At 63.6% G+C, this 23,260-nt stretch carries 28 protein-coding genes; 15 read left to right on the top strand and 13 right to left on the bottom strand.

Going from position 1 to position 23,260, the window contains the following annotated elements; translation table 11 throughout:
* Positions 1–714, top strand: a 714-nt coding sequence (locus ACOVQ0_RS18810) for an aspartate carbamoyltransferase catalytic subunit (RefSeq protein ID WP_421888134.1), incomplete at its 5' end; no start/stop codon positions are given.
* Positions 711–1,940, top strand: a complete 1,230-nt coding sequence (locus ACOVQ0_RS18805; RefSeq protein ID WP_421888131.1) for a dihydroorotase — start codon at positions 711–713, stop codon at positions 1,938–1,940. The genes ACOVQ0_RS18810 and ACOVQ0_RS18805, both read left to right, overlap by 4 nt.
* Before the next feature lie 91 nt (positions 1,941–2,031).
* Here the strand turns inward: ACOVQ0_RS18805 and ACOVQ0_RS18800 are convergent, their stop codons facing one another.
* From ACOVQ0_RS18800 to ACOVQ0_RS18790, 3 genes are read right to left on the bottom strand one after another with little or no spacing between them, the layout of a single operon-like run.
* Positions 2,032–3,378, bottom strand: a complete 1,347-nt coding sequence (locus ACOVQ0_RS18800; RefSeq protein WP_421888128.1) for a tetratricopeptide repeat protein — start codon at positions 3,376–3,378, stop codon at positions 2,032–2,034.
* A 21-nt stretch (positions 3,379–3,399) separates the two neighbouring features.
* Positions 3,400–3,888: a hypothetical protein gene (locus ACOVQ0_RS18795; protein WP_421888126.1), complete on the bottom strand. Its 489-nt coding sequence runs from the start codon at positions 3,886–3,888 to the stop codon at positions 3,400–3,402.
* A 16-nt stretch (positions 3,889–3,904) separates the two neighbouring features.
* Complete coding sequence (locus ACOVQ0_RS18790; RefSeq protein ID WP_421888122.1) at positions 3,905–4,630, bottom strand: AAA family ATPase; 726 nt, start codon at positions 4,628–4,630, stop codon at positions 3,905–3,907.
* A gap of 291 nt (positions 4,631–4,921) precedes the next feature.
* Here ACOVQ0_RS18790 and ACOVQ0_RS18785 point away from each other — a divergent pair, with 291 nt between their 5' ends.
* The 3 genes from ACOVQ0_RS18785 to ACOVQ0_RS18775 all read left to right on the top strand — a co-directional run bounded on the left by ACOVQ0_RS18785 (position 4,922) and on the right by ACOVQ0_RS18775 (position 8,077).
* Positions 4,922–6,031 carry an SPOR domain-containing protein gene (locus tag ACOVQ0_RS18785; RefSeq protein WP_421888119.1) on the top strand — a complete coding sequence of 370 codons (1,110 nt, stop codon included), beginning with the start codon at positions 4,922–4,924 and terminating at the stop codon, positions 6,029–6,031.
* Positions 6,032–6,035: 4 nt separating this feature from the next.
* Positions 6,036–7,268, top strand: a complete 1,233-nt coding sequence (locus tag ACOVQ0_RS18780) for a DUF418 domain-containing protein (protein ID WP_421888116.1) — start codon at positions 6,036–6,038, stop codon at positions 7,266–7,268.
* 113 nt (positions 7,269–7,381) lie between these two features.
* Positions 7,382–8,077 carry a L,D-transpeptidase family protein gene (locus ACOVQ0_RS18775; RefSeq protein WP_421888112.1) on the top strand — a complete coding sequence of 232 codons (696 nt, stop codon included), beginning with the start codon at positions 7,382–7,384 and terminating at the stop codon, positions 8,075–8,077.
* On the opposite strand, the gene ACOVQ0_RS18770 is transcribed toward ACOVQ0_RS18775, so the two are convergent.
* From ACOVQ0_RS18770 to ACOVQ0_RS18725, 10 genes are all read right to left on the bottom strand, one after another.
* Positions 8,074–8,868 carry an SDR family oxidoreductase gene (locus ACOVQ0_RS18770; protein WP_421888109.1) on the bottom strand — a complete coding sequence of 265 codons (795 nt, stop codon included), beginning with the start codon at positions 8,866–8,868 and terminating at the stop codon, positions 8,074–8,076. The genes ACOVQ0_RS18775 and ACOVQ0_RS18770 overlap by 4 nt on opposite strands.
* Before the next feature lie 24 nt (positions 8,869–8,892).
* Positions 8,893–9,675 (bottom strand): SDR family oxidoreductase, encoded by a 783-nt coding sequence (locus tag ACOVQ0_RS18765; RefSeq protein ID WP_421888107.1) that lies wholly within the window; start codon positions 9,673–9,675, stop codon positions 8,893–8,895.
* A 64-nt stretch (positions 9,676–9,739) separates the two neighbouring features.
* Positions 9,740–10,474 carry a sigma-70 family RNA polymerase sigma factor gene (locus ACOVQ0_RS18760; RefSeq protein WP_421888105.1) on the bottom strand — a complete coding sequence of 245 codons (735 nt, stop codon included), beginning with the start codon at positions 10,472–10,474 and terminating at the stop codon, positions 9,740–9,742.
* Complete coding sequence (locus ACOVQ0_RS18755) at positions 10,471–12,576, bottom strand: flagellar biosynthesis protein FlhA (RefSeq protein ID WP_421888103.1); 2,106 nt, start codon at positions 12,574–12,576, stop codon at positions 10,471–10,473. Before ACOVQ0_RS18755 ends, ACOVQ0_RS18760 begins: the two co-directional genes overlap by 4 nt.
* A gap of 3 nt (positions 12,577–12,579) precedes the next feature.
* Positions 12,580–13,464: a lytic transglycosylase domain-containing protein gene (locus ACOVQ0_RS18750; RefSeq protein ID WP_421888101.1), complete on the bottom strand. Its 885-nt coding sequence runs from the start codon at positions 13,462–13,464 to the stop codon at positions 12,580–12,582.
* Positions 13,465–13,559: 95 nt separating this feature from the next.
* Complete coding sequence (locus ACOVQ0_RS18745) at positions 13,560–13,904, bottom strand: flagellar protein FlgN (RefSeq protein WP_421888098.1); 345 nt, start codon at positions 13,902–13,904, stop codon at positions 13,560–13,562.
* Positions 13,904–14,206: a flagellar biosynthesis anti-sigma factor FlgM gene (gene flgM, locus ACOVQ0_RS18740; protein WP_421888095.1), complete on the bottom strand. Its 303-nt coding sequence runs from the start codon at positions 14,204–14,206 to the stop codon at positions 13,904–13,906. Before flgM ends, ACOVQ0_RS18745 begins: the two co-directional genes overlap by 1 nt.
* A 110-nt stretch (positions 14,207–14,316) precedes the next feature.
* Positions 14,317–14,823 (bottom strand): flagella basal body P-ring formation protein FlgA, encoded by a 507-nt coding sequence (locus ACOVQ0_RS18735; RefSeq protein WP_421888092.1) that lies wholly within the window; start codon positions 14,821–14,823, stop codon positions 14,317–14,319.
* Between the two features lie 38 nt (positions 14,824–14,861).
* Positions 14,862–15,299: a hypothetical protein gene (locus ACOVQ0_RS18730; RefSeq protein WP_421888089.1), complete on the bottom strand. Its 438-nt coding sequence runs from the start codon at positions 15,297–15,299 to the stop codon at positions 14,862–14,864.
* The gene (locus ACOVQ0_RS18725; RefSeq protein WP_421888086.1) at positions 15,296–15,994 is read right to left on the bottom strand and encodes a MotA/TolQ/ExbB proton channel family protein; all 699 of its coding nucleotides are present in this window, start codon (positions 15,992–15,994) and stop codon (positions 15,296–15,298) included. The genes ACOVQ0_RS18730 and ACOVQ0_RS18725 overlap by 4 nt, the downstream gene beginning before the upstream one ends.
* A gap of 196 nt (positions 15,995–16,190) precedes the next feature.
* On the opposite strand from ACOVQ0_RS18725, the gene flgB reads away from it, so the two are divergent.
* From flgB to flgK, 10 genes are read left to right on the top strand one after another with little or no spacing between them, the layout of a single operon-like run.
* Positions 16,191–16,538, top strand: coding sequence for a flagellar basal body rod protein FlgB (flgB, locus tag ACOVQ0_RS18720; RefSeq protein WP_421888083.1), 348 nt, complete (start codon positions 16,191–16,193; stop codon positions 16,536–16,538).
* A 3-nt stretch (positions 16,539–16,541) separates the two neighbouring features.
* Positions 16,542–16,952 carry a flagellar basal body rod protein FlgC gene (flgC, locus tag ACOVQ0_RS18715; RefSeq protein ID WP_421888079.1) on the top strand — a complete coding sequence of 137 codons (411 nt, stop codon included), beginning with the start codon at positions 16,542–16,544 and terminating at the stop codon, positions 16,950–16,952.
* Positions 16,952–17,293: a flagellar hook assembly protein FlgD gene (locus ACOVQ0_RS18710; RefSeq protein WP_421888075.1), complete on the top strand. Its 342-nt coding sequence runs from the start codon at positions 16,952–16,954 to the stop codon at positions 17,291–17,293. The genes flgC and ACOVQ0_RS18710 overlap by 1 nt, the downstream gene beginning before the upstream one ends.
* Positions 17,294–17,314: 21 nt before the next feature.
* The gene (locus ACOVQ0_RS18705) at positions 17,315–18,130 is read left to right on the top strand and encodes a flagellar hook-basal body complex protein (protein ID WP_421888071.1); all 816 of its coding nucleotides are present in this window, start codon (positions 17,315–17,317) and stop codon (positions 18,128–18,130) included.
* Positions 18,131–18,156: 26 nt separating this feature from the next.
* A complete protein-coding gene (locus ACOVQ0_RS18700; protein WP_421888068.1) occupies positions 18,157–18,912 on the top strand; it encodes a flagellar basal body rod protein FlgF in 756 nt (251 codons plus the stop codon).
* Between the two features lie 19 nt (positions 18,913–18,931).
* Entirely contained in the window at positions 18,932–19,720 is a 789-nt protein-coding gene (gene flgG, locus ACOVQ0_RS18695; RefSeq protein ID WP_421888065.1) for a flagellar basal-body rod protein FlgG, read from the top strand.
* A gap of 20 nt (positions 19,721–19,740) precedes the next feature.
* A complete protein-coding gene (locus ACOVQ0_RS18690; RefSeq protein WP_421888062.1) occupies positions 19,741–20,481 on the top strand; it encodes a flagellar basal body L-ring protein FlgH in 741 nt (246 codons plus the stop codon).
* 15 nt (positions 20,482–20,496) lie between these two features.
* Positions 20,497–21,594, top strand: a complete 1,098-nt coding sequence (locus ACOVQ0_RS18685; protein WP_421888059.1) for a flagellar basal body P-ring protein FlgI — start codon at positions 20,497–20,499, stop codon at positions 21,592–21,594.
* Entirely contained in the window at positions 21,591–21,914 is a 324-nt protein-coding gene (locus tag ACOVQ0_RS18680; RefSeq protein ID WP_421888056.1) for a flagellar biosynthesis protein FlgJ, read from the top strand. The genes ACOVQ0_RS18685 and ACOVQ0_RS18680 overlap by 4 nt, the downstream gene beginning before the upstream one ends.
* Positions 21,915–21,917: 3 nt before the next feature.
* A complete protein-coding gene (gene flgK, locus ACOVQ0_RS18675; protein ID WP_421888053.1) occupies positions 21,918–23,255 on the top strand; it encodes a flagellar hook-associated protein FlgK in 1,338 nt (445 codons plus the stop codon).
* Positions 23,256–23,260: the final 5 nt, after the last annotated feature.

Raw genomic sequence — 23,260 nt, 5'->3', positions numbered from 1 at the left:
ACGCTGATCGACACGGCGATGACGCTGAACGCGATGCGCGCCGATGCCATCGTGATCCGCCACGCCAGTTCGGGCGCGGTGCGGCTGATTGCCGAGAAGGTGGATTGTCCGGTGCTGAACGCAGGCGACGGGCAGCATGAGCACCCGACGCAGGCGCTGCTGGATGCGCTGACCATGCGGCACGCGCTGAAGCTGCCGGTGGGGGCTGACCTCAACGGGCTGAAAGTGACGATCTGCGGGGATATCCTGCACAGCCGCGTGGCGCGGTCCAACATCCTGAGCCTGACCGCGCTGGGTGCCGACGTGCGGGTCTGTGCGCCGCCTGCACTGATGCCGGCCGAGGTCGAGGCGATGGGCGTGACGCCGTTCCATGATTTCGACGCGGCGCTGAAGGGGGCGAACATCGTGATGATGCTGCGATTGCAGCAGGAACGGATGAGCGGGCAGTTCATCCCCTCCCCTCGCGAATATCGGCACCTTTATGGCCTTACGCCCGAGCGGCTGGCGAAAGCCGAACCCGATGCCTTCGTGATGCACCCCGGCCCGATGAACCGGGGGGTTGAGATCGATTCGACCGTGGCCGACCATCCCACACGCAGCCTGATTACGCGGCAGGTGGAGATGGGCGTGGCGATCCGCATGGCCTGCCTTGAAGTGCTGACACGCCGGGCACGCGGCGTGCCGGGTTGGGAAGCGGAAGGAGTTCCGGCATGATCGCGCGGCCTCTTACGATCACCGGCGGCAAGCTGGTGCTGGGTTCGGGTGAGCCTGTCAGCGGTGCGCTGCGCTGCGAGGGCGGGCGGATCGTCGCGCTGGGCGATGTGACGCCGCAGGATGGCGACGAGGTTTTCGACGCGGGCGGCAAGCTGATCGCGCCAGGGCTCGTCGATCTGGGCGTGTTCGCCGTGGACAAACCCGCGTTCCACTTTGGCGGAATCACGCGCGCGGCGCTGATGCCCGATCAGGGGCCGGTGCTGGACCATCCGGCGCGGGTGCGCTTTGCCGCGCAATCGGGCAAGCCGGATATGTGGGTGCATCCGCTTGCGGCGGCGACGCGCGGGCTTGAAGGCAGCGAACTCGCTGAACTGGCGCTGATGCGCGATGCTGGCGCGAAGGCGGTTGCCACCGGGCGCGGCTGGATTGCGGATTCGGGCGTGATGCTGCGGCTGCTGCGCTATTGCGCAATGCTGGGGCTGGTGGTGGTGACCCACGCCGAGGATGCCGGGATCACCGGCAGCGCCGTGGCGACGGCTGGCGATGTGGCGACGCGGCTTGGCTTGCCCAGCGCCCCTGCCGAAGCTGAGGCGCTGGCCGTGGCGCGCGACATTGCGCTGGCAGAGCTATCGGGCGCGCACGTCCATTTTCGGCAGGTAACGACGGCGCGCGCGCTTGATCTGGTACGCAACGCCAAGGCGCGGGGCGTGCGGGTGACGGCGGGTGTTACGCCTGCGCACTTCATCCTGTCCGACCTTGAACTGGTGGGCTTCCGCACATTCTGCCGCATGTCGCCTCCGCTGCGTCAGGATGCCGATCGGAAGGCAGTGATCGCGGCGATTGGCGACGGCACTATCGATGTGATCTCATCCGGCCACGATCCGCGCGGGCCGGAAGACAAGCGCCTGCCCTTTGCCGATGCCGAACCCGGCATGGCGGGCGCGGAAACGCTGCTGCCGCTGACGCTGACTCTCGTGCGCGATGGCGTAATCGGCATGGGCCGCGCCTTTGAACTGCTCGCCACGAATCCGGCAAAGCTGCTGGGCGTGGACGCCGGAACACTGGCAGCAGGGGCCGAAGCGGACATCGCCATTGTCGATGCGGCAAGGCCGTGGATCGTCAATTCGGACAAGATGGCAGCGGCGGCGGGTAACACCCCGTTCGATCGCCGCCCGGTGGAAGGCCGCGTGACGGCGCTGTTCAAAGGCGGCAAGCAGATCGACTGAAACGACAATCCGAATACGAGCTGGCTGAATACGAGCAGGGCGCGGAACCAACTGGTCCCGCGCCCTGTTTCGCCCTCAAACTGTAGTCAGATCAGCGTTTGGCCATGCGCGTTTCTATCGCACGCTGCTGGCCAGGCTGGCCCGGTGCAGCGCCACGCAGGACAAGGCAATTGCCGCCGCGCGATTTGACCGTTCCACACATCGAACCCGCCGAAGCATAGCTGCCGAACCCGGCAGCCTGCACACGCCAGAACTGCTTTCCGTTCACCGTGACCTGCGTGGTCACATTGGTGAAGCCTTTCAGCCCCGGATTACGCGACGTGTAATGACGCCATGCCCGACGTGCGCCTTCCGCCGTGGCGAAGGAGCCGAGTTGCACCATATGCGTGCCCGATTTGGCAGCTACGGGCGCAACCTGCTTCGGCGCAGCGCGCTTTGCCGCAGGAGCCTTTGCCACGACGCGATGTGCAATCACGGTTGCTGCCGGAGTGGATTGCGGCAGATCGATCAGCGCAAGCTGCTGCGGCTTGGTCTGCGATGAGGAATCGGCAAGCGACGGGGTGGCGTGCTGTTCCGGCTCGATAGCGGGAAGTTCATGAACCGCTGCTTCGGCCAAAGCCGGAGCGGCGGCCAGGGCAGCGACTGGAGCGGCGACAGCAACCGACTCCGCGCGGGTGGCGGCTTCGGCGGCGAGTTGTTCGATCGCCGGGAAGTTTGCCAGTGCCAGCCTGTCGGGCTGGCCCTGATCCGCGCGCAACGGCACGGACAGCAGGCTGGCCACACGATCACGGCTACGCTCGGAAAAGCTCAGCAGCGCCCATTGTTCCATGCGGTCACCCAACTGGTCCACCGGCACATCTTCTGCTGCCATTGCGCGCGCTTCGCGCCAGCGCCCGGCCAGTGCATAGGCCAGCGCGAGGTTCTGGCGCACCTTTGGCGTGTTTTCGCCGCCACGCAGCGCTTCGCTCAGCACGGCAATGCCCTGCGCAGGCTGGCCGGACAGCGCGAGAGCAAGGCCGTAGTCCGAAGAGGCAACCGTATCGCGGTAGGAATTCAGCGTATCGATCGCTTCGGCATTGCGACCAAGCGCCAGATCCGCCAGCGCAAGGCTTAGCGCAGTGCGGCTGCTGTCCTCGCCCAGTTCCATCGCTTCGTCATAGGCCTGACGCGCAGATTCAAAACGACCTGCCTTAAGATAGGCATTGCCAAGCAACACACGATAAGCCGAATTGCGCGGATCAGCGAGAACAGCCTTTTCGGCATTCAGGATTGCCCCATCGGCATCGCCCTTGGTCAGCGCAGATTGGGCCGTCGACGCGAGTTTGCCTGGCTTTACGCCAGCAGCGCCACAACCGGTCAGCAGGCCTGCCGCAAGCGCGGTGGAAAGGATCAGCCGCGTGGTGCGGTCTGGCGCGAAGGCGGAGATGCGGGTCAACATTCTCGGTACTCCTTCGATTGCTCAGCGCTGGCCGACGGCGCGGCGGGCGAGCGTTTCGACTTCGGGCAGTTCGGCAAGGTAGCGGTCGAGCGCATCGGTCACCACGGCCTGAGCACTGCGATCGGTCAGCGTCGAGGCGAGGCGCAGGCGCAAGTGGCGATAGCTGTCGAGACGCAGGGTGAACGCAGCCTTGCGCCCTTCGGCCAGAGCAGAGCGCACTTCCTTGCCCGCCTTCATGCGGCGGCGTGGGGCAGCTTCAGTTTCGAAGGGCGCAATGGCAGCGGCAAGCGCTTCCTGTTGCTGCACGATCACCGGCTTTTCGCCCGGCGCAATTTCGGATTCGCCAAGATCGTTCCAGCCCAGATCTTCAAGATCGGCCTCTTCGCGCGACAAGGCCGGAATGGCCTGTCCCGTATCGACCAGAAGCTGCGGACGCATCGCGGGCTTGGCCGCACCCTTGCGGGCAAGCAGACCAGACGACAGGGATGCGAGGGGTTTGATGGCAGCCATCACGAGCGCCTCCTCATCAAGAGCCGACGACGCGGCGGCCAAAGCCGCCCATCGGGCGCGGTGCGCCAGCCATCGGCATGACCGCCGCCTGCTGTGGCACGGCAAAGACGGTGCGGCGGAAATTCTTTTCGAGCCGTTCGGAAATATACGTCCACAGCGCGGTGACTTCGGCCGAAGACTTGCCGTTGGGATCGACTTCCATGACCGTGCGACCATCGATCATCGACGCGGCGAAATCGGTGCGGTGGTGCAGCGTCACCGGGGCAACGGTGCCATGTTGAGAAAGCGCGACGGCAGCCTCTGCCGTGATTCGTGCCTTGGGCGTCGCGGCGTTGACCACAAAGATCAGCGGCTTTCCGGCGCGATCGCACAGATCGACCGTTGCGCCCACGGCGCGCAGATCGTGCGGGCTGGGACGGGTCGGCACAACGATCAGTTCAGCAACCGAAATCACCGACTGGATCGCCATTGTAATAGCTGGCGGCGTATCGATCACGGCCAGTTTGAAGCCCTGCTGGCGCAAAATCGCAAGATCGCTGGCAAGCCGCGCCACGGTGGTCTGGGCAAAGGCCGGAAATTCGGCTTCACGTTCGTTCCACCAGTCAGACAGCGAACCTTGCGGATCGATGTCGATGAGGACAACCGGGCCTGCGCCCGCTCTCTGGGCCTGGACGGCAAGATGCCCGGACAAGGTAGTCTTGCCCGAACCGCCCTTTTGCGATGCCAATGCCAGTACGCGCAAAGCCAAACCCCCTGAAAATCAAAATCTGTCGTATAGGGATTCGCAGATTGGGCTGAAATTTTGGTTAACATGGCCCTTGCCCCGGCGAAGCATCGAATCGGATGCGGGCGCAATAGTTGAAGACGGCCCCGCGCATTCGCGCTAAGACTTCGCTAACGTCTCGTTGACTATAACGGCCGGAAAGCAATCCAGCAGGCATCGACACGGTTAATCGAACTTCGGTTCCGAAGGTCGGCTTTTGCGGGTTGCACCAATCGCAATACTGGTTTGATCAGGACGGACATTCTGGCGATGAGCACTTCGAGGCATAGAGCCAACACTTCTGCCGCGCTGCCCCTTGCATTGGCAGCAGTGCTGGCCAGCGCGCCTGCGCAGGCAGACGTGAAGACTGGCGTTGATGCCTGGTCACGCGGGGAACATGAGACTGCGGTCAAGGAATGGCTCGGCCCTGCGGCCAAGGGCGATGCCGATGCGCAGTTCAACATGGGTCAGGCCTACAAGCTGGGCAAAGGCGTGCCGCAGGATCTGAAGCGCGCCGAAGCGTGGTATCGCAAGGCGGCGCAGAGCGGCCATATCAAGGCGGCAGATACGCTTGGCCTGCTGCTGTTTCAGGACAATCGCAAAGCCGATGCCCTGCCCTTCCTTCAAGCCTCTGCCGAACGTGGCGAACCGCGCGCAATGTATATCCTTGGCATTGCCCACTTCAACGGCGATGGCGTGGGCAAGGACTGGGTGCGCGCCTATGCCCTGATGAGCCGGTCGGCATCTACGGGGCTGGAACAGGCCAAGCGCGGGCTGGCCACGATGGACGGGATGATCCCGCTCGAACAGCGGCAGATGGGCGTTTCACTGGCGTCCGACCTTGAGCTGAAAGCACAGGCAAAGCGCAGCCAGCAGTTTGCCGCCGCCGATCTTGGTGTGAAGACGACGCCCACCGCTCCGATCCGCGCCACTGCTTCTGGCGGAGCGTTGGAACGGGCGGACATGCCGCCTTCGGTGATCACTGCCGGGGCGGACTATGCCAATCCTGTAACGATGCCACAGGGTAAGCACGTGCCGTTGCCCACCGCCAAGCCGCAAGTCACCGCCGCAAAACCTGCCGCCCCGAAGCCTGCTGCGACGGTAAAGCCCGCCGCCCCAAAGCCGCAAGTTGCCGCCACCCCCGCTGCAAAAGGGAGCTGGCGCATCCAGCTTGGCGCATTCGGCGTGAAATCCAATGCCGACGGGCTTTGGAACAAGGTGAAGGGCCGCGCGGAACTGGCAGGGCACAACCGCATCGACCTGCCATCGGGCAGCGTAACCCGCCTGCTCGCGGGCGGGTTTGGCGGCCAAGTCGAGGCCGACAGGGCGTGCGGCGCGCTCAAGTCTGGCGGGTTTACCTGCATGGTGATAAAGCCCTGATGGCTTGGCCGACGATCTTGCCCCGAACCGTTCCACATCCCGGATAGAAGCGCTGGATTTCCTGCGCGGCGTGGCCGTGCTGGGGATTCTGGCGATCAACATCACCGGGTTCTGGGGGCCTTCGCTGGCCGTTTTCTCACCTGCGATTCCCTATCCCGAACCGGGAGCCGCAGGCTGGTATGCGTTCGCCTTCGTGCTGTTCGAAGGCAAGATGCGCGCGCTGTTCACGCTGCTGTTCGGGGCCAGCATGGTGCTGTTTGCCCAAGCGGCAGAGCGGCAGGGCATCAATCCCGACATTGCGCAAATGCGCCGCCTGTTATGGCTGATGCTGTTCGGCTACCTTCATTTTGCGCTGCTATGGTGGGGCGACATCCTGTTTTCCTACGCGCTATGCGGTCTTGGCGCTTTGCTCTTTCTACGCCTGTCGCCGTGGCAATTGCTGGGTATCGCGCTACCGTTCTACGCGCTGTCGCAGGGCATCGAAGCACTGATGGACCTGCCCGGTGTGTTGACCGAACAGGCCATTCTCGCAGGCACCGCCCCTGCATCCGATGTGGCGCAGCAAGCCGCAATGATGGGCCGCATCACCGCGTCGGTGTCGAAAGACATGGCCGTTCTGAACGCAGGTTTCATCGGCGCGATCCGGCTGAAGCTGGGGCAATCGGCACTTCAGCCGCTGACCACCACGCTGTCGACTTTCACCGAGACGCTGCCTCTGATGCTGACCGGCATGGCGCTACTGCGGCTCGGCCTGTTTTCGGACTGGCCAAGGCGACGACTGGCGCTGGTAGCGACGGCAGGGGTAGGTTTTGGCGGCGTGCCCACACTTTTCGCGCTGGACTGGCTTTGGACGCATGACTGGCCACCCCGCGCCATGTTCGCCGCAATCGAACATGGCATGGCATTGCCGCACCTGCTGATGGCTGCTGGCTACGCCGCAGGGATGGTGCTGCTTTTCCCGAAGGCGCAAGCCACTGCTCTCGGACAAAGGCTGATCGCGGCGGGGCGCTGCGCCTTCAGCAACTACATCGGCACCACCGTGCTGATGACCGCGATCTTCAGCGGTTGGGGACTGGGTCTGGGCGCAGGCTTGCCACGCCAATGGTTGCCCGTGTTCGTGCTGCTCGGCTGGGTGACCATGCTGGCGTGGCCGCGCTGGTGGCTGGCGCGGTTCGGACAAGGGCCGCTCGAAGCCCTGTGGCGAAGGCTGGCCCTACCCCGACGCGCCGCCCGTTAACCTTGTTCGGTAACCTGCCAAATGCCTCGCGTCCCGGCGCGGGACGTGGGGCATTCGGGACTCGCAAGGCTTCGCGTTAATGCCTATTCCTTAAGGGGAAAGGAGCAAGGCGCATGACGAAGCAATCAAACCTCTGGAGCAAACGCTGGGTGCGGATGCCGCTGGGGATGCTTGCCACCGGTGCCGCCTCGCTTCTGGCGTTCCACGCAGGACAGGACATTGCCGGAACGCTGTTTGGCAATACCACCGCCGAAGCCGCGCCGATGATCACCGCTGCTGCCGATCCTGCTGTCATCACACCCGCCGTTGCCGCGCCGAAGCCGGTCGATGGCCCATTCGTGGTCAAATCGATCCTGCCAATCAACGAACCGATCAAGTTCGGCAAGTTCTACTGGGACGAAACCCGCGCACCGGCCACCGGCCCGCTGGTGGTGACGGTCGACCTGACCGCGCGCGTGATCTCGGTCTTCCGTGACGGGCACGAAATCGGCGCTGCCGCGATCCTCAAGGGGTATGGCGAAAAGCCCACGCCCACAGGCGTTTTCCCGATCACGCAGAAGGACGCCGATCACGTCTCGAACATCTATGACGCGCCGATGCCCTACATGATGCGCCTGACCAACGATGGCGTTTCGATCCACGGCAGCAAGGTCGAAAAGGGTTATGCCACCAATGGTTGCGTCGGCGTACCGGAGGACTTCGCCGCCAAGCTGTTCGCGCAGGCCAAGCTGGGCGACAAGGTGATCATCACCGATGGCCGCAAGATGACCATCGGTGATCCGATCCTGACGGGTGAGCACGCGGGCTAAGCAAGCCCCTTGCTTGTGCTGGTGCGCGAAGCATCGCCCACCGAACTGCCACCGTCCACATCGAGAATGGCGCCGGTCACATAGCTGGCCGCAGGCGTGGACAGGAACACCGCCGCTTCGGCAATCTCATAAGCGGTGCCCCACCGCTTCATCGGAATGCGTGCGTAGTGCGCCGCCCGCGTCGCTTCATCAGGCGCCAGACGCGCCATGCCTTCGGTATCCGCGATTGGTCCCGGCGAAATGCCGTTTACGCGCACGTTCGGTCCCCATTCGATGGCTAGCGTGCGGACAAGCTGGTTGATCCCGGCCTTGGCTGCACAGGCATGAGCCTGCATCGCCATTGCCTGCTCAGCCTGCCCGGCGGTGATCGCGATCAGCGATGCACCGGGGTTCAACAGTTCATGGCAGCCACGAAACACGTTGAACGTGCCCAGCAGATCGATATCGACCACGGTCTTGAACGCATTGGCAGACATGCCCAGCACCGGCGCGAGGAAGTTCCCCGCAGCGCCTGACACCACGATGTCGAGGGTGCCGATCTCGTCCCGCACAGACTTCATCGCCTCGCACAGCGCGGTATAATCGCGCACATCGGCAGCGCGCCAGATCGCATCGCAGCCGATTTCGGCAGCGGCATTCGCCGCCTTTTCCGGGTTGCGGCCCAGCACGGCCACACGCGCACCAAGTTCGGCAAAGCGTTTGGCGATGCCAAGATTGATGCCGCTGGTGCCACCGGCAATAAACGCGGTCTTGCCTGCAAGAACATCGCCGCGAAAAGGGGATTGGCTCATGTCGTAAATCCTCAGCGCCAGAAATTAACGGGGGGCCATACGGATCGCGCCATCAAGACGGATCGCTTGCCCATTGAAATAGGAATTGCGCACCAGTTCCATCGCAAGGCTGGCGTACTCTTCCGGCCTGCCAAGGCGTTTGGGGAACGGGACCGAGGCATTCAGGCCATCGAGCACCTTTTCCGGCAGCCGCCCCAGCAGAGGTGTTCCGAAGATGCCCGGCATGATCGCGTTAACCCGGATGCCAAGGTCCATCAGATCCCGCGCCATTGGCAAGACAAGGCCGTTCACCCCGGCCTTGAGCGAGCCATAGGCCACCTGCCCCACCTGCGCGTCCTGCGCGGCGACCGACGCGGTGAGAATGATCGTCCCCCGCTCGCCATCCTCCAACCCATCGAGGCTCGCCATGCCCAGCGCGGAAAGCGAAGCAACGCGATAGCTGGCGATCAGGATGCCTTGTGCCGCAAATTCATAGTCCTCGGTCGAAAGGCGCGAAAACTCCCCGGTTTCACGGTTACGGCTGACAGTTTTGCCCTTGCGATGGGTCATCGCACAGTGAACGCACACCCGCTCCTGCCCGTGTGCGTCGCGCGCCTTGGCAAAGCCTGCGATGACCGATTCCTCGGACATGATATCGACCTTGCAGAATAGCCCCCCGATGGCTTGCGCCACTGCCTCGCCGGCCTCTTCGTTCAGGTCGAATATAGCGACTTTCACGCCCGCCGCCGCCAGCACTTCTGCGGTAGCCCGGCCCAGCCCCGATGCACCGCCGGTCACCACCGCACTGATCGTCGCGTCGATTTTCACAGGGCCTCTCCCAAAGCGCATTTAATTGATCGATTAAAAGCGCTTTGGGCAGTTGGCAAGTCCGTCAGAGAATATCGTAGCCCTCACCTAATCCGGCGCGCAGCTTGTCGAGCGCCTGCGCCTTCAACTGATGAACGCGGGGAATGCTCACGCCCAATACCTCGGCAATTTCCGCAAGGTTCAGTTCTTCAACGAAATAGAGCTGGATGATCATCTGCAATCGTTCCGGCAGATCAGAGATTGCCGCAGCGACCGCACCGCGCATTTCGGCATCGGCCAGCATCTCGAAACTGTCCGGCCGCTCGTCGGCGAAGGCGGCGTTGCTGTCCGAATATGCGTCGTCGATGGTCTCGAACCGCAGCGGTTCATCCGCCGCTTTCTGATCGGCCAATTCCTGCTCGGTCAGGCCAACGGCAGCGGCGAGTTCGGCGTCGTTGGGCGGGCGCCCCAGATCGTTGGTGAGCGCAGTGGTCTTCTCGCGCAGCACTCGCCGCCGCTCTGTGGCAGAGCGTGACAGGGGCGTGGAACGACGCACCAGATCGACCATTGCCCCGCGCACGCGCAGCTTGGCATAGGCGGCGAAACCATCTTCGGTTGGCCCGTCGTGCCGCTGCGAACATTCAGTCAGGGCAACAAGGCCCGCCTGTATGAGATCTTCGATCTCTATTCCTGCGCGGCCGGAACCGTGAACATGCCAGGCAAGCCGCTTCACCATCGGCAGGAAGCGCCGGATACGATCGGCAGTCTCGTCCTTTTTATAGGCCAGTGCGGCGGCAAAGCCGCGTTGATCATGTTTCATGCGGCAATTCCCTCAAGGGTCGGTTGCTCTTCGCGGGTCTGTTCGGGTGCCTCACCGCCGATGACGGAGATGACCTCGATCGGCTGCGAAGGCGGCAGTTCGGCAATGGAGAGGACAAGGCAGTTGGGCGCACGCAGGCGCAGCAGGCTGGCCAGTGGACGGCGCGCGCGCGGCTGCACGATCAGCGCAATCGGCGGCGCGCCGGGACCACGCCCGGCAATCAGGTCGGACACGCGCTCGCCGATGCCGCGCGCCAGATCGGGTTCAATCACCGGCTGCCCGGTGGCAGGATCGTGCATCCCGGATACGATCATCTGTTCCAGACCGGCTTCCAGCGTAACCACCGGCAGGCGATCATTCGGCCCGCACGCGCGGCCCACGATCATATTGCCCAAATCCGCGCGCAGCAGATCGACCAGACGGTCGTGATCATTGGTCTGCTGCAGCGCCTGGCTGAGCGCGGACAGGATCGGCAGCGGATGAGCGATGGAAATGCCATCGTCGAGCAGCGCGTGGAACAGCCGCGTCAGCGCACCCAGCGACATCGGTTGTGGATGGATCGTTTCAACCAGTCCTGCCGAACGCTCCTTTACGCCTTCAAGGATGGACTTGACCTCATCCGGGCCGAGCAACGCCGATGGCCTGTCGCCCAGCACCTGATTGAGATGCGTGGCGATGACCGTGCTGGCATCGACGGTCAGGAACCCTTCGGCAATGGCAAGATCGCGCTGCGCAGGCTGAATCCAGATGGCGGGGCAGCCGAAACTGGGGTCGCGGGTATGTTCGCCGCGCAGGCCGTGGTCGGGATTGGCCTCACCGGCATCGATCGCCAGAATCTTTTCAGGCCGCATCTCACCCACGCCAATCGGCACGCCGCCCAGCAGCACGCGGTAGGCATTGGGTGCCATTTCAAGCGAGTCCCGGACGCGGAACTGCGGAACGATGAAGCCGAAGGATTGCGACAGTTGCTTGCGCACCCCGGTGATCCGCGCCACCAGCGGCGACCCGCGCCTCTCGTCGACCAGATGGACGAGGCCATACCCCATCTCGATGGTGACCAGCGTGTGATCGCTCACCTCGTCCAGCGTGATGCGGCCCGGATCGACCGGCGGCGCTTCTTCCACCACTACGGGCGCAGGGCGGTCCGCGCGCTTCTTCAGAGTCCACCACAACCATCCGGCAAGGCCTGCGGCGGGCAGGAAAATCGTCTGCGGCATGGCCGGGATAACACCGATGGCCCCCATGATGATCGCCACCGGCAGCCAGATCGCCGGGTTTGCGAATTGTCCGCCGATCTGGCCCGTCAGGTCGCGGCTGTCGGACACACGGGTCACGATGGTCGCCGCCGCAATGGACAGCAGCAGCGATGGCACCTGAGCCACAAGTGCATCGCCGATGGCCAGTGTGATGTAGAACTCCGCAGCTTGCGACGCGCTGAGACCGTGGCTGATCATGCCAAGGCAGAACCCAGCGATGATGTTGACGCCCAGGATCAGCAGGGCCGCAATCGCATCGCCCTTCACGAACTTGGACGAACCATCCATCGAACCATAAAAGTCCGCCTCGGTCGCCACTTCGCGGCGGCGGGACTTGGCTTCGTCCGCCGTCAGCAGACCTGCGGCCAGATCGGCATCAATTGCCATCTGCTTGCCTGGCAAGGCATCAAGGGTGAAGCGTGCGGACACTTCCGAAACGCGGCCCGCGCCCTTGGTGACGACCACCATGTTGATAATCATCAGGATCAGGAACACGAACAGGCCGACCGCAAAGTTGCCGCCGATCAGAAACGCGCCGAACGCCTCGATCACATGGCCTGCCGCCGCGCCACCTTCGTGCCCGTTGACCAGCACGATGCGCGTCGATGCCACGTTGAGCGCAAGGCGAAGCAGCGTGGCAAACAGCAGGACCGATGGAAATGACGAGAAATCGAGCGGCTTTTCCGCATTCATCGCCGCCATCAGGATCGCCACGGACAATGCGATGTTGAGCACGAAGAACACGTCGAGCAGAACCGCGGGGATCGGCACGACCATCAGCACGATCAGCGTGAGAATGCCGCCGGGCAGGGCCATTGCGACGGGAGAGCCAAAGCGCTTCAGCATCGCTTACAGCCCCAGTGCCGAGAGGCGGCCATAGGCCTGTTTGACGTGCGCAGGCGCAGATCCGCCATCGTTCAGCGCGAAAGTCTGACGCAGGGTATCGGCCATCGAACTGCCGCCGATCAGCAAAGGGCCAGAAGATCGGGAACTGCCGCTTGCGGCTGCCGCACCCTGAAATTCGCGCGCAATCGGCCCACCGGTGAACTGGGGTTGAGCCGTGGCCGAAGCAGGAGTCACGCCCATGCTCGCCGCCCATTGCAAGGCGTCCTCACCGCCCGTCCCTTCGGTGGCCCGCGCCATGCGGGCGCGGATGACCGACATGACCTCGCCCACCGAGCGCGCACCATCGCTATCATAGAACGTGGACCGGTTGGCTGCGGCAGCGGCGGGCAGGATCGACGCGGCGCTTTGCGAAGGATCGCTGGCCAGCGCCGAAAGGAACTTCCCCGCCCCTTCCGCGCCAAAGAAATGTGCCACGTAAAGCTCGGCGTGATCGGGCGCACGGCCCAACACGCCCGTCAGATATTCGCTGTTTTCACCCGCCAGTTCGCCCGCCATGACCGATGCGATCTGCGGATCAAAGCGCAGCGCCAGCAATTGTGCACGCGCTGCCGGGTCTTGCACTTTGCCGCCCTCGATCATGTCCGCAGCCCAGCCAAGGCCATGTTCGGCGCCATGCTTGTCGAGCGTGCGCAGCCAGGTGCCGCTGGTGAACTGGTACAGCCCACTGGCGCTGGACGTGCGCGCCTTTGCCGATGGATCAAGGCTGGATTCAAGCTTCGCCTGCGCCATCAGATAGGCAAAGTCGGTGCCGGTGGCCTGCGCCGCCCCGGCAATCGCCGAACGCACGTTCGCCCCGGCACCGCTGATCGCGGCCGGGGCGACTGGCATTCCAAAACCTTCGGCTGAACTCACTTGACTGTCCTTCCGGCCGCAGGTTTGCGGCGCTTCGGAAGGACTTCAGCAAGCCCCGTGCCAAATCGGGATCAGGCTGTCCGCAAGCGGTGAACTTGCGCATTCGCCTTGTAGAGCTGGGCATTGCCGGTCAGCGCATCCAGACGCGACGATACGTTCGCCGCAATCAGGTTGCGCACCTTGCGATTGGCCTCGTTCAGGCGGCGCGCGGCATCCAGCAGCCCACGGCACTCCTCATCTACCAGCGCCGGTTCCACATCCGCCAGCGTGCCGCAAAGGTCCGCCTTGTTCGATGCGCAGCCCATGATCATGTCCAGATCCAGCCCGGCAAGCGCGTGCCGCTCCTGCTGCAACACGGCAAGCATCTGCCGCAGCGTATCGCGAATGTCGGTGGTGCGAACGGCGTGTGTCGTCATTACTGGGGCGTCCTCAGCAGCATCTGGGCAGCAATCATGGCGTCGGCAATCTTGGTGGGGATCACGGGGTAATTGCCCGCCTCGATCGCCTGCCGGATCACTTTCACGCGCTCACCATCGACCGGGGCGGCCTGGCCCGCGTCAAGCGCGCTCGATCGTTCAACTTGCGCGGCAGCACCACTGTCGGCAACATTGGCGGAAGCGCCGTCGACCGTTGCGACAGTCGCCGTTCTGGTATTGCGTGCGGTATTGACCTGCACCGGCCCAACCGGGCGCGATGCACCGATTTCAATAGGTGACATGGGTCCGCTCCTAGCGTTTCATGAAAGCAAGAACGGAACCGGAAGAGGTCTTTTAAGGGATTGGGCGGAAAAATTTTGCCGGTTCGTTAAATTTGTCCCGGCAAATCCTTTCAGTCCACCGGCACAACCACCAGCCCCGGCCTTTCGATACGTGCGCGGATCGGCACAGCCTTTGTATTTATGCGCACGCGAATCCATCCGCCGACCGGCCCGGCTTCCATCGCCTCGCCCGGTTGCGAAACGGCAAAGCCATCACCCGCGACGGATATCGTGACCGCCTCTCCCCGCGCCACGGCAGGCGGAGCGGCAGCTTCCGGCAAGGTGCTGCCGGACGTAGCGATGAACAGCCGCCATCCGCCGGAATCGGGGCAACGCACCATCACATTATTCTGCCGCGTCCCATGCCACGATACGACCAGCGGCGAATAGCACGGCGCAAGCCGCAGCCGCCGGTCCACCGGCATCGTCGCGCCACCCGGCTCGCCGGTTCGCACGCCGGTAAAAGCCGTCACTGCGGCGTCCACCAAAGCAAGATCGTGATAGCCTACCGGTTGCGCTACCACTGGGGCGCCGATCAGCAGGGTCATCGCAAAGATCAGATTTCGACTGCGCATCATCCTGGTCCGAAAAGTTGAGGTCCCTGAGGGAACAGCAATCATCGTGCCAAGGGTGCTGCGGACTTTACGGGTGCCTCGCTGGCATAGAACAGCGATACGCTGGCCCCTGCCCGCTCGCCCGGTTCGATCAGCACGCGCGCCCGGCTTGCACGCGCCCCGCCTGCCACCGCCAGTTGCAGCGCCTGCGCCACCGCCGCCTCGCGCTCACCATCGGAATAGCGCACGACCACGCGCACCTCCAGCCGAGGATCGCTGCCCACCTGCCCAAGCCATTCCGCCAGCGGCGGCGCGCCATCGGCTGCGCTCCACACGGCCACCGGCGCGCTTTCCAGCGCTGCCGCAATCGGCTGCTGCGGCGGCGCAGGAACCGGCGCGGCCTTGCCCGACATCGACAGCGCCGATGCAGTCACCAGAAACAGGATCAGCGAAAGATCGGCCAGCGCATATTGCCAGCCGGTCCCGGCCCGGATCATCATGCGTGCTGCCTTTCGCGCGGCAGATCGGTCCGCCGCGCCTGCGTGGTTACTTCGCGCAGTGGCGGTGAGGAATGGGGCAGTGCCTGCTCAAGCTGGCGGGTCAGCCACTCAATCACGTCCTGTCGCGCCTGTTCTTCGGCTTGGGCCTGCCGTTCGATCACCCGCGCGATGGGCGCAAGCACGATGTTGGCCAGCAACAGCCCGTAAAGCGTCGTCACCACGGCCATCGATATCGCGCCATTCAACGCCGCAGGGGCCAGTCCATCGGAAGGTAGCCCGCTGAGCGAGACGAGCGTGCCAACCATGCCAAACACCGGTCCCAGTTCGGCGGCTTGGGCAAACGTTCGCACGGCGATGTTCGATTGCGCCAGCCTTGCCCGGCGATGGGCATGGTGACGTTCGACCAGCGGATCGAGCGAGCGACACCGGATCAGTGCATCGGTCGCCTCGTCAAGTTCGCGGTCGCCAATCGGGCGGGGATTGACGCGCAACACGCCATCGCGGCGGATTGCGCTGACCTGCGCGGCAAGGTCAGCCTTGGCCTGTTCGGCAGAAAAGCGCGGGCGGAACACGGCCGCCAGCGCGCGCGCCGTTTGCGCCAATTCCTTTGGGCCAGACCGCAGCACAGTGGCCAGCGCCGTTCCGCCCAGCACGATTGTTGCGGACAGTCCGTCGATCAAAGGGTCAAATGCCATGCGCTGCGAAGCTCCTCGGCACCACAGAACGGCAGGGTGCGGCAAGATTTCACCCCTCAGCCTGCAATTTGCCGCCTTCCGGCAAGGACTTGCCGTTTGCGCACCACGCTGCTCGCAAAAGCGCCGGATTTCGCCACTTGGCACGCGCCTTGCTGAAACAGCGTCAGCAATCCGCAAGCCAATAAAGGCACCACGTATGAGCGAGACCCTGTTCGGCATTCACGGCACCGCGCTGGAACTGCGTTCGCAGCGCATGGGCCTGCTCACGTCCAACATCGCAAATGCTGCCACGCCTGGCTACAAGGCCAAGGACATCGACTTTGCCGCCGCGCTCAAGGCGCGCACATCAGGCGCAAGCATCGACAAGGCGATGGACGGTGCCACGCGCTATCGCATCCCCGTCATGCCCAGCCTTGATGGCAACACCGTGGAAATGGCGACCGAACAGACCGCCTTTGCCGAAAACGCGGTCGGCTATTCCGCCACGCTCAACTTCCTCAAGGGCCGGGTCGAAACGATCACCCGCGCGATCAAGGGCGAATAAGCCATGCCCAACAGCTCTCCCCTCACCCTGTTTCAGGTCACCGGTCGCGCCATGTCGGCCCAGTTGGTGCGCATGAATGCTGCAGCATCGAACCTTGCCAACGCAGGAACTGTCACCGCCACCGAAGCAGAAGCCTATCGCCCCTTGCGCGCGGTCTTCGCCGAACAGCTCGATCAGGCAAATGGCCTGTCCACGGTGCGTGTGGGCGGGGTAATCCGGTCCGACGCCACGCCAATCCGACAGCACGATCCCGGCCACCCGCTGGCCGACGAAAACGGCGATGTCTGGACTGCTCCGGTCGATGAGAACGCCGAGATGGTCGAGATGCTCGAAAGCTCCCGTCAGTACCAGAATGTGGTCGAGGCCATGCAGACCGCCAAGCAACTGATGCTTGAAACGATGAGGATGAAATAATGTCGATCACGTCCATCACTTCCACCACCAGCGTCAGCAACGCCACCACTTCGTCCAAGGCAGGACAGGGCTGGGGCGGGATGGGTGCCGAGGATTTCGTCAAGCTGCTCACCACGCAGTTGCAGAATCAGGATCCCACCGATCCGGTCGACAACACCCAGATGCTCGCGCAGCTCGCGCAGTTCTCTTCGCTGTCCAATCTCAATGACATGAAGGACTCGCTCAGCACGATAACGGAACAGAGCGATACGCTCTCGTCCATCGCGACCAAGCTCGACACGCTGAACAGCACCGTCACGCAGCTTCTGGCGCAGCAGTCCGCAGCTTCGACCACCGCCTGACCTTCCCAGCAGGAGACGCAGATGTCCTATTACACCTCCATCACCGGCCTGAAGAATGCGCAGACCGACCTTGCTGTCATCTCGCACAATATCGCCAATGCCGAGACTGCCGGATTCAAGAAAAGCTCGACAACCTTTGCCGATATCGTGGCAACATCAGTCCTGACCGATCCATCGCTTACCATCGGGATCGGCGCGCGCGTTTCGGCCATCACGCAGAATTTTGCGCTCGGTCCGATCGAACAGACCGGCTCGTCGCTTGATGTCGCGATCAACGGGGACGGATTTTTCACCGTGCAGGCGCCGGATACCGGCGAAATCAGCTACACTCGTGCCGGTGAATTCCGGCTCGATTCCGAAGGATACGTCAAGACTGCTTACGGCGATCGGTTGCAGGTCTTCCCGACCGATGCGTCGGGCAACGTCACCTCGATGACCACGCTTCAGTCTGTCCAGATGCCCACCTCGAATGCCACCGGGGCAGATTTTGCGGGCGTCAACATCAGCAACAAGGGCGAAGTATCCGTCTCCTATTCCGACGGTACGTCCGAAATCGTCGGCGTCGTTGCCATTGGCAAATTTCTTTCTCCCGAAGGCCTGCGCCAACGCGGTGGTTCAACCTGGAGCGCCACGGGCCTTTCCGGTTCGCCAAGCTATGCTGCCCCCGGCACGGGCCAGTTCGGCAGCCTTCTGTCCGGCTCGATCGAGCGCTCGAACGTGGATATCGCCGAAGAGCTGGTCGGCCTGATTACGGCGCAACGAACGTTTCAGGCCAACGCGAAGGCCATCGATACGGCCACGCAGATTTCCCAGACGATAATCCAGCTGCGCAGCTGATCGTTGCCCTGACCGGAGCCTGACGCATGGACCGCCTGATCTACACCGCCTATTCCGGCATGACCGGATCGACCGTGCGCCAGCGCGTGATTGCCAGCAACATGGCGAATGTGCAGACCGTCGGCTTCCGCGCCGAAATGCTCAATGCCACCCCAATGACGCTGAAAGGCCCCAGCCTCGAAGCGCGTGCGATGACCGAAGGCGAAGTGCGCGGGGCTTCGATGAAGCAGGGCACGCTGATCAGCACCGGCAAGCCGCTCGATGTGGCACTGACCGGCGACACCATGCTCAGCGTGCAGGCCGAAGACGGCACCGAGGTCTACACCCGGCGCGGCGATCTGGCGGTCAGCGCAGGCGGCGTGCTGGAAAACGGCGATGGCCGCCCGGTCATTGGCGAAAACGGCCCGATCACCGTGCCTCTTGGCTCGCAAGTCACGCTGTCGCCCGATGGCGGAGTGAGCGTCTCCAATCCCGAAGCGCCGGAACAACCGCCGCAACTGGTGGGCCGGATCAAGATCGCCTCGACCACGGGCAGCAAGATCGAAAAAGGTCTGGATGGGATGTTCCGCGTCGTCGATGCAAACGGACAGGCCGGAGGCGTTCTCCCGCAGGATGAGGAAGCCCGGCTCATGGTCGGCAGTCTGGAACAATCCAACGTCGATCCCACCCGCGTCCTTGTCGAAATGGTCGAGGCACAGCGCCTGTTCGATATCCGCACCAAAGTGGTCAGCCAAGCGCGCGAGATTGATGAATCCAGCGCATCGCTGATGCGCATCACCTGAATCTGAAAGGTAAGCCCCGATGCCCAGTTCCGCCCTCCACGTCGCACGCACCGGTCTTGAAGCGCAGGACACGCGGATGCGCGTGATCGCCAACAACCTTGCCAACGTCGGCACCACAGGGTTCAAGCGTGATCGCGCGAATTTCGCCACGCTCGCCTATCAGGATGCCCGCGTCGCCGGGCAGCAGTCCTCAAACGAAACCGCCTATGCCACCGGCTTGAACCTTGGCACGGGTGTGGCGGTACAGGCCACCACCCGCATCGACAGCCAGGGCACCCTGCAAGGCACCAGCAATGCGCTTGATCTTGCGCTGGATGGTGATGGCTACTTTCAGGTGACGATGCCGGGCGGCCAGCTTGGCTACACCCGCGCGGGCAATTTCTCCCGCTCTGCCGAAGGGACGCTGGTCACCGCGCAGGGCTATCCGCTCAACCCGGCCATAACCATTCCCGAAGGTGCCAGCGCCATCACCATTTCGCAGGATGGCACCGTGTCGGCCACTATCGATGGTCAGGCCGAACCTGCCGGGCTTGGCCAGATCACCATCGCAAGCTTCGCCAATCCCGGCGGGTTGCGCTCGGTTGGTGACAACTTCCTTCAGGAAACCGCAGCCTCTGGCGCGGCCCAGGTCGGCGTGGCGGGTGAACTTGGCCGTGGCCAGATCCGTCAGGGCTATCTTGAAGGTTCCAACGTCAACGTCGTCGAGGAACTGGTCGACATGATCGAGACTCAACGCGCCTACGAGATCAATTCCAAGATGATCTCCGCCGTCGACGAGATGCTCCAGAACGCGAACCAGACGCTGTGATGATCCAGATGGAAAACCCTATGGAAACCCCCTTCGATCGCCATTTCGTGTTGCACCGGCAGGAAATTCCGCACCGCCGCTCCTCGCCTCTGCGCGGGCTGGTGGTCGGGGCGATGATCGCTGCCGCGCTGGCGTGGTTCGTCGATCCGGCCTCTGCCGCAAAGCCGAGGAAAGGCTTCGAACCCGTCACCGCGCCGCCGGTCACCGTGCAGCCCGCGCCGCCCACTGCCGGATCGATCTTCAACGTCAGCACCGGCTACATCGGCTTCGTCGAAGGCCGCCGCGCCCATGCCGTTGGCGATACGCTCCGCGTCATGCTGGTGGAAAACATGACCACCGCCAAGACCGCCGGGGCCAAGACGCAGAAGTCCGGCCAGTTCTCCATCACCCCGCCCACCGCCGGGCCGCTGTCGTTCCTGAACCCCAATGCCCTTAATGCTTCGGGCGGTTCGTCGTTCAATGGTCAGGGCAACGCTTCGCAAACCAGTTCGCTGGGCGGCGAAGTGGGTGTGACCATCGCCGAAGTTCGGGCCAACGGCACCGCGCTTGTCCGGGGGGAGAAGCGCCTGCTGCTGAGCCAGGGACAGGAATGGGTGCAGTTTTCAGGCATCGTGCGCCTTGGCGATATCGATCAGGAAAACCGCGTGTTTTCCAATCAGGTGGCGGATGCCCGCGTCGAATATGCCGGAAACGGTTCAGTCGGCCGCGCCAGCCGCGAAGGTTGGCTGAGCAAGTTCTTCAATGCGATTTCGCCTTTCTAAAGAGTGCCGGTAATCATGGTCCGCTTCGTTCTTCCCCTTCTGCTTTGCCTCATCGCTCTCGTGCCCTCCCCGGCATGGGCTGAGCGCGTGCGCGATCTGGGCGAATTTCAGGGCGTGCGCGCCAACCAGCTTACCGGATACGGCATCGTGGTCGGCCTGGCTGGCACGGGTGATGATAATCTCGAATATCTGACACAGGCGATGAAAGGCACCGCAGGCCGCCTTGGCGTGCAGTTGCCCGCAGGCATTTCGCCGGGACTCAAGAATGCCGCCGCCGTACTCGTCACTGCCGAACTTCCCGCCTTCGCCAAGCCCGGCCAGCGCATCGACGTGACCGTTTCGACGATCGGCAAGTCCAAGTCGCTGCGTGGCGGCGCGCTGATCCTTGCCCCGCTCTATGGCGCAGATGGACAGATCTACGCGATGGCGCAGGGCAACCTTGCGGTCGGCGGCCTTGGCATTGCCGCGCGCGATGGCTCGCAACTTACCGTCAACGTCCCCACCGTGGGCCGCATTGCTGAAGGGGCCAGCGTGGAACGCGCGGTCGCCACCGGATTCGACAGCGGCGAAGTGCTGCGCTGGAACCTGTTCGATGCCGATTTTCTCACCGCCCAGCGCGTGCGCGATGCGATCAACCAGCAGTTCCCCCAGTCGGCCATGATCGAGGACGGTGTAACGCTCGCCCTGCGCCTTCCCGCCGGAGCAGACGCGCGCGCCACCACGATGGCCGCGATAGAGATGCTGGAGATCACGCCTGCCGAAACCCCGGCGCGCGTGATCGTGAACAGCCGCACTGGCACGGTCGTCATCAACAGCGCCGTGCGCCTCTCGCCCGCCGCGATCAGCCACGGTCGCCTTGTCGTGAAGATCGACGAAAAGTCGCAAGTCTCCCAGCCCAACGCTCTCAGCCGGGGCCAGACCGCCGTCACCCCCAGCAGCCAGATCGATGTGCAGGAAAAGGAAGCCAAGGTCGCCATGTTCAAACCCGGCGCATCGCTCTCCTCGCTGGTCGATGCACTCAACACGCTCGGCACCAGTCCGTCAGACCTCGTGGCCATCCTCGAAGCGCTGAAACAGGCCGGTGCTCTCAAGGCAGAGATGGTGGTGATATGACCGCGATTTCCACCACCTCTGCGCCTGCGCTCTCGCTCACGCCGACCGCGCAGACTGACCGCGAAAAGCTGGCAGGCGCGGCCAAGCAGTTCGAGGCCATTTTCCTGCGCCAGATGCTCGCCGCTGCCCGCTCGGTCGATTTCGGCGGCGATGACGTTTTCGGCAAGATGGACGAAACATTCGTGCAGATGCGCGATGAACGCTTTGCCGAAATCGCTTCGCAATCGGGCGCGCTGGGCCTTGCGGCGCAGATCGAACGCCACCTTGCGGCTCTGCTTCCCGAAGCCAGCGCCAACCAGCCCGGCGCGGAGGCGCGGTAACACATGTCGTCGGATCTTATCTCCATCGCGCGCAGCGGCATTCAGGCGGCCAAGGTCGGGCTTGATCTTACCGCCCAGAACATCGCCAACGCCTCGTCCACGGGCTACGTCCGCCGGACCGCCAGCTTCAGCGAAGTCGCCGAATCCGGTGGAGACTACCGCAACAGCAATCTTTCGCTTTCGGGCGTCCGGCTCGGTGGGATCGTCCGCAATGCCGATGCCTTTCGCCAGGCCGAGGTCCGCCGCACCGGGTCCGACGTCGCGCGCGCCAGCGCCGAAGTCAGTGGACTGGAAAACATCGAATCCGCGCTTGAACAGTCGGGCGTCTACGAAGCGATTGTCGATTTCGAATCCTCGCTCCAGCAGCTCACGCAGGATCCGGTCGATACCTCGTTGCGCGCCTCGGTGATGGAAAAGGCGCGGACGATGGTCGGCACGTTCCAGATCGCGGGACAGGAAATGGACGCGGCAGGCGAAGGCCTGCGCTTTCAGGCCACCGATGGCGTGACGCAGGTCAACCGCATCGCGCAGGAACTCGCACGCACCAACACGCGCCTTGCCCGCACTGCCGATGCCAGCAACGATCAATCCGCCCTTCTCGACCAGCGCGACAATTTGCTGGAAGAGTTGAGCAGCTATGGCAACATCGCCACCACATTCGGCGCCGATGGACAAGTCGCGGTCAAACTCGGCGGAGCAGCTGGCAGCGATCTCGTCACCGGCAGCAGCGCAGCAACGGTCGGCATCACGACAGCCGCCGATGGCACCGTCGTCTTCGATGTCGGGGGTACGTCGCTCACGCTGACGGGCGGCTCGCTCGCCGGGCAGCAGCTCGCGCTCACCAAGAACGCCCAGCTCAAGACCGATCTCGATGATCTGGTCGATAACATCGTCACGGGGTTCAATGCCGCGCAATCCGGCGGGGCCGATCTTGATGGTAGCCCCGGCGCAGCGATCTTTTCGGGCAGCACCACCTCCACGATGGCGCTGGCGGTTCAGGACGGCCGCAAACTCGCCACTGCTCCTGCGGGCAGCGTTGCCGGGAGCCGCGATGCCACGAACCTTACCGCGATCCGCAGCGCGCTCGCTGGCGTCGATCCCGCAGGCGCGATGGACGCGATCCTGTTCGACGTTTCGGGCACGCTTGCCGGGCGCAATGTCACGCTAGGGGCGCTTCAGACCATTGCAGATACCGCCAAGATCGCGCTGTCCGCCCAATCGGGCGTCGATCTCGATCAGGAAGCGGTCAATCTGGTAAGATACCAGCAGGCCTTTCAGGCGTCCGGAAAGGTCATGCAGGTAGCATCCGATATCTTCGACACCCTTCTGGGAATCAGGTAACCTGC

The sequence above is a fragment of the Novosphingobium sp. genome (assembly GCF_049240505.1).
In the GTDB taxonomy this organism is placed as follows: domain Bacteria; phylum Pseudomonadota; class Alphaproteobacteria; order Sphingomonadales; family Sphingomonadaceae; genus Novosphingobium.
The sequence above is the reverse complement of the archived record's forward strand: the minus strand, read 5'-3'. Positions and strand labels throughout refer to the sequence as shown.